15 protein-coding genes and 1 pseudogene are annotated in these 16,064 nt (G+C 34.3%); 7 read left to right on the forward strand and 9 right to left on the reverse strand.

Annotation, left to right across the window (positions count from 1 at the left end; translation table 11 throughout):
* Positions 1 to 332 precede the first annotated feature (332 nt).
* Positions 333 to 1,538 (forward strand): EAL domain-containing protein, encoded by a 1,206-nt coding sequence (locus AC3WOM_RS05020; protein ID WP_427550125.1) that lies wholly within the window; start codon positions 333 to 335, stop codon positions 1,536 to 1,538.
* A gap of 216 nt (positions 1,539 to 1,754) precedes the next feature.
* On the opposite strand, the gene AC3WOM_RS05025 is transcribed toward AC3WOM_RS05020, so the two are convergent.
* Both AC3WOM_RS05025 and AC3WOM_RS05030 read right to left on the reverse strand, forming a co-directional pair.
* A complete protein-coding gene (locus AC3WOM_RS05025; protein WP_492445383.1) occupies positions 1,755 to 2,414 on the reverse strand; it encodes a peroxiredoxin-like family protein in 660 nt (219 codons plus the stop codon).
* A 135-nt stretch (positions 2,415 to 2,549) separates the two neighbouring features.
* A complete protein-coding gene (locus AC3WOM_RS05030; RefSeq protein WP_427550127.1) occupies positions 2,550 to 3,233 on the reverse strand; it encodes a Crp/Fnr family transcriptional regulator in 684 nt (227 codons plus the stop codon).
* A gap of 489 nt (positions 3,234 to 3,722) precedes the next feature.
* Between AC3WOM_RS05030 and AC3WOM_RS05035 the strand changes: the two genes are divergently transcribed.
* Positions 3,723 to 3,818, forward strand: a complete 96-nt coding sequence (locus tag AC3WOM_RS05035) for a hypothetical protein (RefSeq protein WP_492445498.1) — start codon at positions 3,723 to 3,725, stop codon at positions 3,816 to 3,818.
* A gap of 285 nt (positions 3,819 to 4,103) precedes the next feature.
* Positions 4,104 to 4,496 carry a RidA family protein gene (locus AC3WOM_RS05040; RefSeq protein ID WP_427550128.1) on the forward strand — a complete coding sequence of 131 codons (393 nt, stop codon included), beginning with the start codon at positions 4,104 to 4,106 and terminating at the stop codon, positions 4,494 to 4,496.
* Between the two features lie 556 nt (positions 4,497 to 5,052).
* Here AC3WOM_RS05040 and AC3WOM_RS05045 read toward each other — a convergent pair.
* On the reverse strand, positions 5,053 to 5,253 hold the full coding sequence (locus AC3WOM_RS05045) for a hypothetical protein (RefSeq protein WP_427550245.1): 201 nt from the start codon (positions 5,251 to 5,253) through the stop codon (positions 5,053 to 5,055).
* Positions 5,254 to 5,630: 377 nt separating this feature from the next.
* Here AC3WOM_RS05045 and AC3WOM_RS05050 point away from each other — a divergent pair, with 377 nt between their 5' ends.
* Positions 5,631 to 6,044, forward strand: coding sequence for an ester cyclase (locus AC3WOM_RS05050; RefSeq protein ID WP_492445386.1), 414 nt, complete (start codon positions 5,631 to 5,633; stop codon positions 6,042 to 6,044).
* Positions 6,045 to 6,651: 607 nt separating this feature from the next.
* Here AC3WOM_RS05050 and AC3WOM_RS05055 read toward each other — a convergent pair.
* A complete protein-coding gene (locus tag AC3WOM_RS05055) occupies positions 6,652 to 7,104 on the reverse strand; it encodes a hypothetical protein (RefSeq protein ID WP_492445388.1) in 453 nt (150 codons plus the stop codon).
* Positions 7,105 to 7,824: 720 nt separating this feature from the next.
* Between AC3WOM_RS05055 and AC3WOM_RS05060 the strand changes: the two genes are divergently transcribed.
* Positions 7,825 to 8,580 (forward strand): SH3 domain-containing protein, encoded by a 756-nt coding sequence (locus AC3WOM_RS05060; protein WP_492445390.1) that lies wholly within the window; start codon positions 7,825 to 7,827, stop codon positions 8,578 to 8,580.
* A 394-nt stretch (positions 8,581 to 8,974) separates the two neighbouring features.
* On the opposite strand, the gene AC3WOM_RS05065 is transcribed toward AC3WOM_RS05060, so the two are convergent.
* From AC3WOM_RS05065 to AC3WOM_RS05075, 3 genes and pseudogenes are all read right to left on the reverse strand, one after another.
* On the reverse strand, positions 8,975 to 9,223 hold the full coding sequence (locus AC3WOM_RS05065; protein ID WP_492445392.1) for a hypothetical protein: 249 nt from the start codon (positions 9,221 to 9,223) through the stop codon (positions 8,975 to 8,977).
* A gap of 225 nt (positions 9,224 to 9,448) precedes the next feature.
* Positions 9,449 to 10,489: pseudogene (locus AC3WOM_RS05070) on the reverse strand (DUF418 domain-containing protein).
* Positions 10,490 to 10,584: 95 nt separating this feature from the next.
* Entirely contained in the window at positions 10,585 to 11,565 is a 981-nt protein-coding gene (locus AC3WOM_RS05075) for a helix-turn-helix transcriptional regulator (protein ID WP_492445394.1), read from the reverse strand.
* 62 nt (positions 11,566 to 11,627) lie between these two features.
* Here AC3WOM_RS05075 and AC3WOM_RS05080 point away from each other — a divergent pair, with 62 nt between their 5' ends.
* A complete protein-coding gene (locus AC3WOM_RS05080) occupies positions 11,628 to 12,158 on the forward strand; it encodes a dihydrofolate reductase family protein (protein ID WP_492445396.1) in 531 nt (176 codons plus the stop codon).
* 10 nt (positions 12,159 to 12,168) lie between these two features.
* On the opposite strand, the gene AC3WOM_RS05085 is transcribed toward AC3WOM_RS05080, so the two are convergent.
* On the reverse strand, positions 12,169 to 13,194 hold the full coding sequence (locus AC3WOM_RS05085) for a serine hydrolase domain-containing protein (protein ID WP_492445398.1): 1,026 nt from the start codon (positions 13,192 to 13,194) through the stop codon (positions 12,169 to 12,171).
* 119 nt (positions 13,195 to 13,313) lie between these two features.
* Complete coding sequence (gene ku, locus AC3WOM_RS05090) at positions 13,314 to 14,132, reverse strand: non-homologous end joining protein Ku (protein ID WP_427548781.1); 819 nt, start codon at positions 14,130 to 14,132, stop codon at positions 13,314 to 13,316.
* 104 nt (positions 14,133 to 14,236) lie between these two features.
* Here ku and AC3WOM_RS05095 point away from each other — a divergent pair, with 104 nt between their 5' ends.
* Entirely contained in the window at positions 14,237 to 16,060 is a 1,824-nt protein-coding gene (locus tag AC3WOM_RS05095; protein ID WP_492445401.1) for a DNA ligase D, read from the forward strand.
* The last annotated feature ends 4 nt before the right edge of the window (positions 16,061 to 16,064 follow it).

The following is a 16,064-nucleotide window of genomic DNA, read 5'->3' on the forward strand; positions in this document are numbered from 1 at the left end:
CTCGTTTTGAAAAAGGGCTATACTTTTTAATTTGTCACCTTGATTTCATTGACATAATAGTATTTCAACAACATGAATGAAAAAAATGTATTTTTTCATTGTTATTTTATCAATAGATGTTTTTAGTGTAGGTGTGTTTGGGTTATGAGTAATTGCTAGGTACTTTAAATAGTTTTCAGTAATTAATTTTGAACAATTTATGGCAAGTGAAGTTGCGAATTTACTTTAAACAAATTATGATACAGTCAGAGAGCTTTTTCAAAATAAGCTTTGAATGTAATGCTATTCTTGAATAACAGTTTGTAGGTTATTCATGTATGGAGGTTTCGACAATGGATGCAATTGAAGTGTTAACAAATTTAGATCAAATACATGGGTATTTTCAACCGATATTTAGTGCAGATGCGCATACGGTGATTGCCTACGAAATTTCCGGACAGTTACAAATTGAGGGTCAACAAATTAATCTAAAGGATTTTGTGAATAATGAAGATATTCCAGAAGAGTATCGCATTGACATGGAACATAAAATTTTACATGCTTCTTTAGTTAAAGTGGACGAAATCGCACCAGATCTTGATATCTATATACCAAGTAACCCCAATGTTTTAATGCAAGATTTTGGAGAGAGCCATTTTAATATTATTCAGCAATATATTAGAGAAGAAGATTTCCACCGGATTGTACTGGTAGTTTCTGAGCATCGTTTTTTAGGCGATATTCATAAATTGCACCATGCATTGCGTTACTTTACAACATATGGTGTGAAAATTGCAGTTCAGGAAGTTGGTGCGGAGAGTCACCTAGAGCACATTGCCCTATTATCCCCTCAAATTCTGAAGGTCAATACACGAGATTTAAACTTTGATTCTTGGTCAGCTCAGTCCGATATGATATCAGCAATAGGAGGGCTTGCCTACAAAATTGGAGCAAACCTCTTATTTGAAGGAATTGAAACTGTCTATCAGTTACAATTTGCCTGGAAAAATGGGGGAAGGTATTATCAAGGACCTTACTTAGCAAACCCTGCAATGGCATTTGTTGAGAAGGATATATTAAAGGAGCGCTTCAAGGAGGAATGTCAGCAATTTATTACCTCTGAGAAGAAAATGCTAGAGACACAGTATTTCGAGCTGAAAAAGCTGAGAGAAGAGCTAGAGGCGATTATCAATCGAGTAAAACCCTCTAGTGACAGCATCTCCCATTTAGAGCATTTAGCGCAGCTGTTGGATCATTATTCGTTTCGACTATATATTTGTAATGAGGATGGCTTCCAACTATCGCCGAACGTCATGCGTATTGATGGGAAGTGGGAATTACAGCCAAAAGCAATCAATAAAAACTGGAGCTGGCGTCCTTATTTCCTACAAACCATTATCAAGATGCGCAATGATCAAAGCGGAGAAATATCTGAGCTATATCGAGATATTGAAACAGGGGAAATTACAAGGACGTTTTCAATAGCCATTAACGAACACGAGTACTTGTTTGTCGATCTTTCGTATGATTACCTTTATGAACATAGTATATTTAGGTAGTCTTACAAACACTTATATATCAACGTTTTAGGGGTACAAATTACGTTTGTACCCTAATTTTGAGTGAAAAAAGAAGTAAGCTCGAAATTTAAAAAAGCGCACCTTTTCTACTTTTTCAGTAGAAAAGAGGGGGGCTTTTATCCAATAAAAGAATCATCATCTCCACACATCTCTTCCTTCACTTGTATGATAATCAAATGATTTTTGATGTCCCATTTAAAGTGACTGGAGAATATGCAACACTTTACTAGGCTCCATACGTTTTTTATAGTCTGCCTCAACGCTAGCTAATCGGATGATTCCTGCTTTATCAATTACATAAGTAGCTGGTACAGGAAGTTCCCAAGAATGATCACCATTAAATGTTTCGAGTGAAATATCGAGTGATCTGTAGATATGATATAAATACTCAGGCAATTTAAATTTCAGATTATATTTTTCTGCTGTTTGATTTTGCAAATCACTTAAAACATGGAAATTTAATTCGTTCTTATCTTGTACAGATGAAGAATGATTTGGAGTTTGCGGGCTAACTGCAATCAATTGGCCCCCAGTTGCCTTAATGTCATCATTCATTCGCTGGTATGCTTTCAACTCAAGATTACAGAACGGACACCATATACCGCGGTAAAAAATAAGAACAACAGGTCCTTTCACAATTTCTTCAGACAAAGTTATCTTTTGACCTGTAGAATTCACTAAAGTGAAGTCAGGCGCCTTGGCTCCAGCTATTAAACCCCTACCGGAATCAGATGTTCGGAGATCTTGAATCGATTTTTCGAATGCATCTAGCACTTCCTTTGGGAGAATCTTTTCCATATGTGTAGCTGCTATATCTAAATCACTTTGCAATTTTTGAAATGGTGTGTTTTCCATTATGTCATCTCCGTATCGTATTATATTTTGTATACAGTTATACGATACCTCCTTTTTTTGAAGAAAGATGTAATGTTGTTTACAAATTATTTTGAAAAAACCATCCTATTTGATACGATCCAGCTTTTTTTCAGCCTAAGTTATGTTTCTTTCCAAAAGCTTTTTTCGATGAATATAGATTGTTTTAAATCCTGTTTTAATGACTTCTTCTTCAACAAGTTCTTGTAAGACTACAGTTACAGCTTCTCTAGTAGCACCAACTAAATTGGCGATTTCTTGATGTGAAAGAGGAAAATCAATTTTGTAATACTCATTATTACCCGTAAGTCCAAACTGATCAGACAACTTCGTAAGCGTATATAATACTTTGTCATGTAGTTTCCCAAGGGCTAGATTTTGTGTTAATTGACTCATATTGATAATTCGATTACTAAGTACTTTTAATAATGCCATCATAAATCGAGGTCGCTGAATTAAAAAATTTTCAAATCTTTCCTTATTCATCAAACAAATGTGGCTTTCCTCTATAGTTTCAATATAATTGTCTCGTGTACCAAATGAAATGATATCCATTTCCCCAAATACATTACCTTCGTTGAGTATATCCGAAGTAAATTGCTTACCTTGAGCATTTACCTTGTACAGGCGCAACCTCCCCTTTTTAACAAAATAAAGCCCCTCAGAAAAAGTTTCCGGTGTTTGAATAAAAGTGTTTTTCGGAAAAGTCGTTATTAAAGTTAATTGTTCCATTTCTATTAAATCTTCCATCGAGAGCGAATTAAGCAGATTAAATTGTGATAAGTATTGAATGTTGTCCATTTTTCCTCCTTATAATTACATAGACCTCACAAGACTATAACACCTGTAAACACATTGAAATCAATTGAAAACCGGTGACAGTCACTTAAACAAACATATTAGTAAACGTGATTGTTTGAACTTTCATAAACGATCTAGTGGGAGATTCCAGATTACTATTAATATCAGGGCTTTAACCAAAATAGTAGTTACTGTTTTAGCTTTTAAGTGGAAAAATTCATCATATAAGTCAATGACAATTAGACTCTATAGAAACTTAAGGTCCTGTTAATGTTCCTTTTTCTTAATAAGCTTCTCCATACTAACAAATAGATTAATATAATGTTACACAACTTATAATAACTTACGTAACTTATTCTTATTTAATATTACATATATGGAATGTTACTTCCTAAGTATCTTGTCAAAATAAGAGAATAGAAACAAGAATAATTTTATGATCAAAAACGGGATTTAACAGAGTGGGAACTAGATGAGATAGAACGAACGATTCAACGAGCTTTTAAAATGCGAAAGCTTGTTACACTCACTCTTTGGAACAACAATCAATTACACAATGAAACTGGACAGACTACTGGCGATTAAAAAGGAATTGCTACTCGACACTATTGCAGCAATTACGTGTATATGTAGATGTTGATTAGATCGTTACAGTAAGATTGGATGGTTTTCAAAATTTGATTGTCTAGGCTAGAAATGGTAAAGTAAAAATAACTTTAGGTAGAGGAGGAGAATTCTCATGAAAAAAAGATCTATTCGTTTTTTAAGTATGGGTATAGGGTTCTCCACTGCTGTTTTTTTCTAAAATTGATGTTTAAGGGAGAAGTCTGCCCTTTTTAGAAAAATAGTAACCTAAAGGAGAATATATCAATGAAATCAATATTAGTTCGAAAAAATCCAATACAGGTGCCAAAGCCTGTTGGAAAATATAGTCATGTAACAATCATTCCTAAAGATGCAACAATGTATGCATTTTCTGGACAAATTGGTGTAGGACATGATGATCAATTGCCGAATACTATACTTGAACAAATCACAAATACATTAAAAAATATTGAAACTATTTTAGCAACAGAGGGAATGGATGCCAGGCATGTTGTGAAGGCTAACATTTGGGCGACAGAGGCAATAGATTGGGATTATTTCGATCACAAATGGGATACTATGTTTGGTAAATCTTATCCCTCAATGACCATTGCCTACGTGTCGGCACTAGGTTTACCAGATATTAAAATAGAGATCGATATATGGGCTGCTAAATAAAGTGAAAAAATCGATATTATTCAAAAGTATTATGTGCAGTTTTATATAAATAAAGTGACGAGGACATAACAGGTTAAAATCTTAAAAAGCGCGAGAAATCAACGTTTCTATAATTGATTTCTCGCGCTTTTCTGATTTGAAATATTGAATATTGAAACTTGCTTTGAAAATATACTTATGTCTCAGCCTCTGAATTTTATTTAATAATTTAAGTGTTGATTACTAAAGCTGAAGAAACCCACACCTGCCCGGATTTATTCTTTTTAGTGGGGTACAAAACAACAAAATATCCTATGAACTTCGTTTTCCTTTAATACCTCCAATGAGGGTCATATTATTTTTTCAAAAAAGCTATATTGTCACCGTTAATAAAAATAATTAAACCTTAATAACGTAACTGCCATTTATAAGCATAGTATTTTTAGATAAGTCTAAAATGCTTAAATTTATGTTACCTTTTTAATTCAAGAGTTGTACATTTTTTCAAAATTCAAAACACCATGTTTTAAAGTCTTTTAAATCTCCGATAATTCCTCACTCATAAAACTATAAGAAGTTATTTAAAATATTCTGGTTTTGCAACTTTAAATGAAGCTACTTCTCCACAGTTCTTACAAAAAGTCATAAGAAGTGGCGAACCTACTGCAATTATCGATCCTATTGGTCTTATATTACCTTGGCTGGTAGTACCGCCAACTTGCCCAGTTGTAAAGGAATCACTACCACAAGCCTTACAAACTAATTTTTCGTTTTCCATGATTTCACCTCGTTATGTAATATATTTAAATTGTATCAAAAAAGCCGCAGCGCCGTCACACGCTACAGCTAAGAATTGAATTACATCCCCTCGATGCGCTACTGTGTAACAAGTAGAAGAGCTTTATCTTGCTTTGAAAACTGTCAAACTGCCAATTAAATAAAAAAGATCTTAGCTGTTTTTCGGTTAGTAGATATCTCGAGCTATTGAAGAGCGTTGTCATACATGTACTATCAGCTGAGTAGAGTTTAGTATGGTTTTAAGTGTATTATTTATAGAATATGATTCCAATTTGTTGCCTCTCGAATTATTATTAAGTATGGCGAGATATCGTTAACCTCGCCAAAATGTATAGTAAAATATAGCGGAGGGTTCAAATGACACCAGAGCAAATTGTGAAGCAATTTTTTGAAGAAGTACGGTCAGGGAATAATCCAGATTACGCAACTGAATTAATGGCAGACCAAGTATTGGCACATCAAGTTATTTCTGAAGAGGAATTAACGGTTATAAGAACACCGAGAGATTATGCAGACCATGTAAGAGAAATGCTAGAAGCATATGGCGATTTTTCATTAGAAATCCAAGAGTTCTTGGTACAAGGGAATAAAGTATATGTACGCTGGAAACAAGTTGGTACGCATGTTGGGGAAGTTGATGGTTATCAGCCAACAGGTCTTCCAGTTATTGAAATAGCAAGCGCAATATATAGAATTGAAGATGAAAAAATAGCAGAATATTGGATACAAATTGATCGTGCTGGTATTGAAAACCAACTAAACCGTAAATAAAAGTAATTAACATCCTTCGGGGTGTTTTTCTTTTGCTCTGAAAAATGAGTATGGAGCAGAGTTTCCTCCTAATGGAATTAGTAATAATATTTAGAGAAATTTCACTTTATGTCGATGTATAAACTTTGCAGAAGTTAAAAGTATTATATTATGGCTATGAACTAACAAGGGGAGATAGTTTTAAATAAAAGACAAGCTGGAAAGATTTTAGGTGTCATATCTATATTTATTTGTATTAATAAGTGTTGTTATTTTCTGTAAAAAAAGAGGTCCAAATGCTGATATATATTTTCTAATCAATACTAATGGCATTTTATCTTTGCAATGGGAATTGGTGAACCCTAAATCTGTTTCGTCTAATAAGGTTCATTGGAATAAACCCAGAAAAGACCACTCCGTGATGGTTGTCCAAATATAAAAAACTACAATAAACATAGGGCTTTTAGATAGCTACTTAAAATCGCCTTTTAACAAAATCAAAAAATCCAAAACGTTGATCTAGCAGTGTTTAGGATTTTTTGATTTGATTCATTGGATGAAAAATTCCTATTCTGACATTCCAGTGTTGTTAGTAGTGCAAAAATATAAATCGTCACTTACATTGGTATTATAATGAAGTATATTTTTGAGAAATGATAGATGGTACTGGAAAACTTATCTTAGGACATTCAAGTACACCAGCCACACTTACCACAAATGTGTATGTTTGTTTATCTGTATCATACTCAATAGTGTGAACTTTATTGACAGTATGTCCTAAATTATTTGGGTGTGTTGAATCAATGAATTGATAGTTAAGAATTTCAGAAACTAACTGTTGACTTTGTTTGTTAAACTCTTCTTGCTTTAAAGAATAAGGAAGAAAATCTGCTAAACCATAAATTAATTCGGATGACCTAGGAGTTGTAAGAACTTCTTTAAATGTTGGCAAAAATGTAAAAAAGTTTTCTGAACCGCTCTTCTTATTGACGATGTCGATAGTATAGTCAGCTTTGAATAGTTGTGCAGCTAAACCATCAACTAAAGCTTCAGAAATATTATCTGGATTTTCCCATTTCATATGTATTTCACCTCCTTTTTTATAGCAATATTATACAGTAAATAAAAGGAATTATTTTAGTGAATTTCGATGATGTTGAAGATAGTAACAGAATATTCTATTCAATGTAAAACAGTGGTACTCGCATTCATATGGCAGTAATCTTAGCGGTGGCGATAAAATGTCGAACATCTGATAAAAGATAGACATCTAGGTACTACAAACTTTGTGGGCCTAGTCAATTTTTTATTTATAAATGTTAATAATTATATACCAATTCCAAAGTGATTTCTTTGTTAAATTTAAAAAATTATTCCAATTTTAAATAGAAAATGTATAATAACTAATAGGTGATTTAGCCCTATACGGGTTGACATGAGTAAAAAAAAGTGATGAAAATTTTAATTAGTGGGGGTTCCTATTTAATGTAGTTAATCTTTTTGGTCACTTTCATCTTGATGACCTGTATAAGCAGGTATCGATTACGCCTCAGTAATTGCGTCCGAATTTTTTTGAGCTAGCTCAAAAAGCTTCACTTCAAAATCTGTGACATCCGCTGAATAGGAAAAAAACGCAATAAACTTGCCCCCATAGAAGTGGAAGTATTCTGTACCTGACGCTTACTTTCCGTACAAAAAGATTTGTTGCTGTCACATTGCTTTCGCACAGCAAATATTTGTTGCTGTCGCAAAGTAAAAATTTGTTGAATCAAGATAAATTATATTTAAAGGAGATAACTACTTGAAATTTAAAGTACTAGTAACACTAACATTCATGGCATTATTATTAGCATTTTCATTTAAGGCTGATATTGCTATGGCAAATACCTTTAAAGAAGTGAGAACTATCAAAGGTTTAAAAACCAATGTTTATGAAAAAACTGATGGATCATCTAAAATATTAGATAATCCTACAGCTGGAACTTTAGTATCGTTGATAAGTAATGATTATAGTACTCCTTTTTCTCATATAACTTATCTTAATAGTGATATGAAAATAATAGACGGATATGTTTATTTTTTTGAACTTGACTATCCTAAGCATACGATTAAGGTAGCTAGTTCTAAAAGTGGCTTGGTTGTAAAGGAGGCACCATCATCAAACAGTAATACAGTTGCTACTTTACAGCATAAAATGGTTGTGAAGGATTTTGGTTCTGTAGGCAATGGATGGTCATATGTACAGTATGGGAATGTGATAGGTTATGCTGCAACAAACTTCATGAGCGAATCTAAGCCTATAACTAAATATGTATTAACGCATGGTCTTGTAGTTAGAAATATTGCAAGTCCTTCAGGAAGTAATGTGAAAGAATTAATGAAGTACGATGAAGTTTTAGTCCATTCAACTGTTGCAGGATGGTCATATATTACAAGCTCAATTTATGAAGGTTATGTAGTTGATTCTCATTTAACTTCAAAATATCCATTCACCTCTGATACGTCCTCTAATTCAAGCAGTGGTGAGTTATGGATTTTTAGATTTATCACGGATTAGTGATTTAATAAAAAATCTTATTTGTTCAGACTTTGTTGAGCATGATTTAGTAATATGTAAGTAGGTAACCAACCTAAAAGGGATCAGCTACTCGATATTCATGAGTAGCTAGTCTTTTTTATTTTGGGTATTTTCTATCTCTATGAAAAAGGAAAGACAAAAAGTGTTGCTTGAATATATACAATACAAAGCTCCATAACTTCAGAGTTGTTTAGAAGGCTGTGATAATATAATTATGTCAAAGGTTTACGAATAAGAGAGCACGCATAAAAAAGTCCATGTACTTAATTTTTTGTAGATGGACTTTTTGCATTTTTTTCACTTATGTGTATATTCTTTTAATAATTTATAGCATACCTTCTTGGTCAATAGATGAAAGGCTGAGAAAATTGTATTAGCGCATCATTTTTTTTATTTGCTTTATTTCATTATTCAGTTCATCAATCTGTTTTTGTAATCTTTCAATGTCGTTATTCGTGTTATTACTTTCGTTTAATTCCTCATCTAAAGCTAGCCCTGCAGCAATGGTTGCGATTGCGTCGCCTAGAGTTGTAATGGCACTACCAATCAGGGCAAGTTTAGCCGCTTGGTTTTCTGATTTTGGAAGTTGATTCTTGGGAGTTGATTTTTTATTGTTCATCATTTTTTCCTCCATACAGAAATGGTTTTCTATACAATTTATGCATATGCTGAATGACTTGTGCAGGGTCTTAAAATGAATAAAAAGAGGTCACTCTTGAGAAGTGACCAAAGTAGAATATTGAGGATGTGTTTCTAACTGAAGGTATGAGCAAAGATGGAAGTTAGTTGGGTTTATTATCATTATATGAGTGTGCAAAATAGTTAATTAGGTATTAGCCATTTTGTATTAAATATCTCTAGCACTTTTAAACATGGAAGGCACAGTCCAATAAGTCCCCATTCGCCATAGCCATTCAAATGGACCAAATCGAAAGAATTTTAGCCAAAGCTTACTAAATAATAATTGAATGATATAAATGCCTAAACAGATCCATAAAGATTGGATGTAGCTTATATTTCCAATTAGCTGAAAAGCATTGCCTACAAATAAAATGAGTGCTGTTTGCCCTAAATAGTTGGTGAGAGCCATTCGTCCATATTCTTTTAAAGGAGAAAGCACAATTTTAAAGAAGGGAAGCTGCAGTAGAAGTATAATTAACCCTACGTAAAATGCAGAAACAAATGGGCTAAATTGTAGTCCTATTAAAGCAAACTGTTCAATATTTGTGATATGCTCTGAAAATTATTCCTCAGATAACGAGTCGAAATCAACAATCGCATTTGGTACATAATGCCATTGGTAAAGCCAGCCACCAATGCTAATGAAGAACATCATTATCGTAAAGACCATAATCTTTTTTCGCTTTACACTAATATGTTCAAAAATACGATATTGTCCAGCAGTTAACCCAAGTAATATTAGTGGAAATGGCATTGCGATTTTTATACCGAAAAAAGCTGTTATAGCTAGCAATATAAGACCTATTGTCAGATTGATTTCCTTTTGTGCTTTATAAAATGGCAAAGCTAATAAACCAAATATTGCGTATACCGTTAAGGCCTCTCCAGGATGGAAGAAAGCGTGTACAAGTCCAATCAGAAATAAAAGTATAATTCTTCTTATAAATAATAAAAACGCCTTTTCATTTTTCGCATGAGCTCTGTCTATAAAAATAAAGAAACCCACACCAAATAGAAATGAAAAGATAGTGAAAAATTTCCCTTCGACAAAAAGCATTAGTATATGATAATACGCAATATCTATTGACATCTTGGGTGCTTCAATCCAAAGAAGTCCAGGAATATTTACAAGAATAATGCCCAATAATGCAAAGCCTCTTAAATAATCTAATGTATCAATTCGTTTGTTCAAATCAATTGGTTGCAATATGATCTCCTCCTCTATACAAAGTATAGTGGAATAGCATGCAATGTAGTAATGATGAATGTTACGTGAATCTTACAAATTCGTCATCTCCAGCTCTATGCTTGTGGATACAAGGTTAAAATATCATTTGCCTGCTGTCGTAAGTTTTCGATTAATGCTTGCGGCTCTAAAATTTTTGCATGTACACCAAGTCGATAGAAAATGGAGCTAATAAAATGAAGCTCTCCTTTGTCAATTAGAGAATCAATATAGCCTGACCCATCTTCTTTTGTAACAACCAAATCTTCAAAGCTAGGTACACTTTTACATTGTCGGACACCCTCATTGGTTAATTGTACATGTAGTCGAATGGGGTGCTTAATGTCATAAGTGCTGTTAAACCATTGCTGCAAATTTAAAAATTCCTTGCTATTGTTTTCATATTCGATGATGGCGTGTATTCGGTCTACTCGAAACAGAAGAATTTTTTCCTTTGTTAAATCAAAGGCAGGCATATACCATAGTCCATCTTGTGCATAGATACCAAGTGGATGAACATATTTCATGGTGGTGCCTGTTTTTGATGCATATTGAAACCGTAAATGTTTATTGTCAATGGCTGCTTCTAAAACATCTTTTAATAAAGGTGTCTCAATTGATCTTTTGGGGCTCCAAAAGGCGACATAGGACTGAAGCTTATCCACCTTTTGCTGTGCATCCTTTTGTAGAGAGCTGTATAATTTGCGTGAAACGGAGTGGATTTCTGTCTTGAAGGGTAAATCTCGATAATAATTGAAGGCTTGAAACGCAAAGAATATCGAAACCGCTTCTTCTTCAGTAAATAAAATTGGGGGAATCAGCCTGCTCGACAGCACTGTATAGCCGCCATTTCGTCCTTGTTCCGCATAAATAGGTAAGCCCATATCACTTAAATCAAGCATATAGCGGTGAACTGTTCGAATGGAAATGTTAAATTCATCAGCAATTTCTTGTGCAGTAAAAGTTTTTTTGGCGCTGACAAACACAAGAATATCTAATAATCGTTGGGCTTTAGACATATTTTCACCTTTTTCTTTAAACATGCCAACAGTTGTCATGTTTTACGTTTAGTATAGTGGTTGTTAATGATTTTAGCAAAAAAAAAAGGAGCTGAAGAGATATGCCAAGGGAGATTATTTTATTTATTGCAACTAGTTTAGATGGATTTATCGCAAAAGAAAATGATGATTTAAAATGGCTAGAGGAAGCAGAAGGGGAAGGTGATAATGGTTATTCGGATATGTATCAATCCATCGATACCATTATTATGGGCAAAAGAACGTATGATTATATTGTGGAGCATATGGAGCCATTTCCGTACCCTGAAAAGAAATGTTATGTATTTACAACGACTGAAAATGGGGAAAATCAACATGTTGAATTTGTGAAGGGTGATATTGTTGCCTTTACAAAAAAGTTGAAGGAGCAGGATGGCTCAAAAATTTGGATGGTGGGAGGAGCAGGTATACTGGATGCGTTTATAAAGGAACAGTTCATTGATGAATTGATTATCACAATTACACCACATCTTTTAGGCTCAGGTATACCATTGTTTAAAGCACATAATCCATATCAAGAATACCAGCTTATTCAAACACAGCGTTACGGTCAAATGGTGCAATTGCATTATAAGCTGAAAAAAGAGGCATAATGCCTCTTTTTTAATTCATAAAGGATTGATAGATTTCTCCAATGATTCCCTTCATTTGATGTATTCCTGTATCTGTATTCGTCATAATAATTAATCCTTTTTCTAAATATGGATAAGCTACCAGCATACATTGAAAACCAACACCCCAGCCAAGTGAGGAAAACTCAAGCATCTCCTCCTTGCCATCGAGAAATACCCCAAGGCCTGTCCACTCTACACATCCCTGTGGCTTAAGTAGTTCTTTTATGTATGTAGTAGAGAGCCCTATTTTACTTTGCCCTTTTACAGTATTCAATACTTCCTGTACTAAAATGGCTAAATCAGAAGCGGAAGTCCATAGGCCACAAGCTGCAGGATACGGATAAATTGAATATTTTCCAGAAATAGGAGTGCCATTGTGATGGTGACCACAAGCAAGATTGCCCATATTCACCGAAGTTAAATTGTTAGCAAATAGGCTGTTTGTCATGTGCAATGGCTTAAATATCAGCTCATCCATCAGCTCATAAAATGGCTTGCCTGTTGCATCCTCAATTAATAATTGAATGATACAAAAGCCTGTATCTGAGTAGTGAAATTCACTTTCAGGCTTAGAGGTAACCTCTATTGGCGTTGAGTAAAAAGATGTTTTTCCATTTAATAGTTCAAACATTGCTGGAATTTTCTGCGAATCTTTTACTGGCAAAAAGCTCTCTTCAGGGTCAACTATACCAGACTGATGACAAAGCAGGCTTCGTAGCGTTACTTTTTTTAGACTGGTGTATTCATTATCAGGTATTTGCCATGACGTAAGCCTGCTATTAACATCTTCATCTAAGTTCAAAATCCCTTGCTCCAACAATTTCAGCACTAATATGCTTGTGAAAAATTTACTAATAGAGCAAGCATTAAAAAGCGATTGGTCAGTAATTGGACGATTTGCTCCTGCCTCCATCAAACCATAGTGCTCCGTCCTAAAGATATGCCCTTTGTCAATTGTTACAATACTTAGTCCCGTAATATGATAATGCTCCATACGCTTTTTTATATCGATCATTTAAAATGCTCCCAATTTTTTCATTTATTATAGCATATAGACAAACGTATGTTTTGGTTAGTGGAAAAATTCCTCCCGTATAACGAGAGGAATTTAGGAGAAAATTTCAAACAATGTTCTTAAGCATTTTTCTTTGTTCTCGTTGTACGTTTTCTTGGTGCGGGTTTCTTTGTTTTATCTAGTGAGGCCTGAAGTGCTGTCATAAGGTCTGTAACATTATCAGGCACTGGACGTTTATCGCTCGCTGAGATTGTATTCGTAGCTTTTTTCTCCTCTATTAGCTCCATTAAGGCATTTCGATAGTCGTCTGTGTATTTATCAGGATTAAATTCTGTAGTTAATTGATCTACTAGCATTAGGGCAGTCTCCAGCTCTTTTGGGACAACGGTTTGTTCACTAGGAATATTCGGTACATCACTTACACTTCTAACCTCATCAGGATAATGGATAGTTTCCATAACTAAGGAATTCTGATAAACACGTACAATGGCCAACTGCTCCTTAGAGCGAATAATAATTTTGGCTACACCAATCTTGCCGGATTGCTCCAATGTTTGACGTAATAACGCATAGGCCTTGCTACCAGTTGTGTCAGGCGATAAAAAATACGTGCGTTCAAAATAAATCGGATCAATCTCCGTTAATTTGACAAAATCAATGATTTCTACAGCCTTATCTTCGTTTTCCTTGCGTAAGTTTTCTAACTCTTCTTGATCTAATACGACAAACTTATTTTTGGCATATTCATAGGCCTTGACGATATCTTCTTCTTTTACCTCTTGATTACAGCCTTCACAAACCTTTTTATAGCTGATAGGCGTATGACATTCTTTATGAAGCTGGCGTAATTTAATATCTTTATTTTCTGTCGCAGCATGTAGTTTCACTGGTATATTAACAAGTCCAAATGAAATGCTACCTTTCCACACTGTATGCATTTATGTCACCTCGTTTTTCTTACTATGATATATTTTCATTATTTTTATGTATCTTAAATGAAAATCAACAAAAACTGTTGGAAAAAGCAAATGAGGTGTTTGCGTTGAAACCAATGCTTTTAACAGAGGCACTTGACATACCTGAAGGAGATGAATGGCTTTATGAAACAAAATTTGATGGTTTTAGATGTCTGTTAAAATGGGACGAACAGCCAATGCTTACAAGCAGAAATGGCAATAACTTAAATCATTTATTTCCTGAGATTATTGCTTTTTGTCAGCACATTTCAGATCAAGTGAAACCTTTCCTGCCATTATTATTTGATGGGGAGCTAGTTTATTTAATCAATAATTATAAAAGTGAATTTTCGATTGTCCAAAAAAGAGGGAGGATGCAAAATGAAGAGGTGATTGCTGACCATGCTCACTCTTTTCCTTTTCATTTTATTGTGTTTGATTTACTAATCTATCAAGGCGAGGCATTAGTAAATCGCTATTTAAAAACACGAAAACAGCAGCTTACTAAACTTTTTACGACTTTGGAGCTTCCCATAGTAATTAACTATGAGGATCAGCATCCATTGCAAGCAATCGCTAGTACTGAGCATTATAAATCTCTTTGGCATGTCATAAAAGTGAACAATGGTGAGGGCATAGTTGCTAAGAAAAAATCAAGTAAATGGATGGAGGATACACGTTCTTCACATTGGCTAAAAATCAAAAATTGGCATTTTGTGACCGTTATCGTTACACATTATAATCATGGCAATGGTTATTTTCATGGGTCAGTGTATCTACAGCAACAATTAGTAGAGGTTGTCACCTTTAGGCATGGCATGACAGAGGAGGAACATAAGACACTCGTATCTTTTTTTCAAGCAAATGGTCAACGAAATAATGAAATTTGGCAGTTAGAGCCTTCTATTTGTATTGATATCGCTTGTATTGATTTTGATGGCAGCAAGCTGCGAGAACCAAGATTCTCTAAATTTCGCTTAGAGCTTGCACCAGAGGATTGTCAATGGCAGCATATGCTTCGCCAGTTGTTTCCAATACCAGAAACAGTAAGTATAACGCATCCAGATAAGCCTGTGTGGCCAGCGATTGGGGTTAACAAGGAAAATTATTTGCACTATTTACAAATGATTTCTCCACATATCTTACCTTTTCTGCGTAATCGCCCTCTAACTTTAATTCGTTTTCCGCATGGGGCTTCTGGTGAAAGCTTCTATCAGAAGAGTAGTCCTGAGAAAATACCTGATTTTGTATCAACTGGTTGGATGGATGAAATTAATTATCTAGTTTGCAATAATCTTGAAACTTTATTGTGGCTCGGCAATCAGCTTGCTTTAGAGTTACACATTCCATTTCAAACATTGCAGACAATACATCCGACTGAAATTGTCTTTGATTTAGATCCTCCTTCAGTAGAGTATTTCTCACTTGCCATTAAGGGAGCACTTGATTTAAAGGAAATCATTGACTATTTTAAGCTACAATCTTTTGTTAAAACATCAGGAGGCAAAGGCTTACAGCTTTATATTCCATTACCTGAAAATGTATTTTCCTATGATGAGGTAAGAATATTTACTGAATTTGTCTGTAAGTTTCTATGTGAGCAAAAACCGGATTTATATACGATAGAGCGATTAAAGAAAAATAGACATCAAAAATTGTATTTAGATTATATACAGCATGCGGAAGGAAAGACGATTATCGCTCCCTATTCCACACGTGGGAATGAACGGGGGCTAGTAGCAACACCGTTATTTTGGGAAGAGGTTCAGCCACAGCTAACACCGGATTTCTTTACAATTCCTGCTGTGTTGGAGCGTATAGTGAAAATAGGGAACCCCATTAAGCATTTTCGTCAGATTGGGGAGGATCAGGATTTTCAATCAGTTTTAGAGCATTTAAAAAATTTATAATGAA

This window comes from Lysinibacillus sp. FW301-JW8 (assembly GCF_058788755.1).

What these genes read in the sequence shown, in the direction of transcription:
- AC3WOM_RS05030 (WP_427550127.1), bottom strand. Translation starts at nt 3,233, where the DNA reads ATGGACAACATTCAATACTTATCACAATTTAATCTGCTTAATTCGCTC.
- AC3WOM_RS05055 (WP_492445388.1), bottom strand. Translation starts at nt 7,104, where the DNA reads ATGAAATGGGAAAATCCAGATAATATTTCTGAAGCTTTAGTTGATGGT.
- AC3WOM_RS05075 (WP_492445394.1), bottom strand. Translation starts at nt 11,565, where the DNA reads ATGACAACTGTTGGCATGTTTAAAGAAAAAGGTGAAAATATGTCTAAA.
- AC3WOM_RS05020 (WP_427550125.1), top strand. Translation starts at nt 333, where the DNA reads ATGGATGCAATTGAAGTGTTAACAAATTTAGATCAAATACATGGGTAT.
- AC3WOM_RS05025 (WP_492445383.1), bottom strand. Translation starts at nt 2,414, where the DNA reads ATGGAAAACACACCATTTCAAAAATTGCAAAGTGATTTAGATATAGCA.
- AC3WOM_RS05085 (WP_492445398.1), bottom strand. Translation starts at nt 13,194, where the DNA reads ATGATCGATATAAAAAAGCGTATGGAGCATTATCATATTACGGGACTA.
- AC3WOM_RS05065 (WP_492445392.1), bottom strand. Translation starts at nt 9,223, where the DNA reads ATGATGAACAATAAAAAATCAACTCCCAAGAATCAACTTCCAAAATCA.
- AC3WOM_RS05045 (WP_427550245.1), bottom strand. Translation starts at nt 5,253, where the DNA reads ATGGAAAACGAAAAATTAGTTTGTAAGGCTTGTGGTAGTGATTCCTTT.
- ku (WP_427548781.1), bottom strand. Translation starts at nt 14,132, where the DNA reads ATGCATACAGTGTGGAAAGGTAGCATTTCATTTGGACTTGTTAATATA.
- AC3WOM_RS05080 (WP_492445396.1), top strand. Translation starts at nt 11,628, where the DNA reads ATGCCAAGGGAGATTATTTTATTTATTGCAACTAGTTTAGATGGATTT.
- AC3WOM_RS05040 (WP_427550128.1), top strand. Translation starts at nt 4,104, where the DNA reads ATGAAATCAATATTAGTTCGAAAAAATCCAATACAGGTGCCAAAGCCT.
- AC3WOM_RS05050 (WP_492445386.1), top strand. Translation starts at nt 5,631, where the DNA reads ATGACACCAGAGCAAATTGTGAAGCAATTTTTTGAAGAAGTACGGTCA.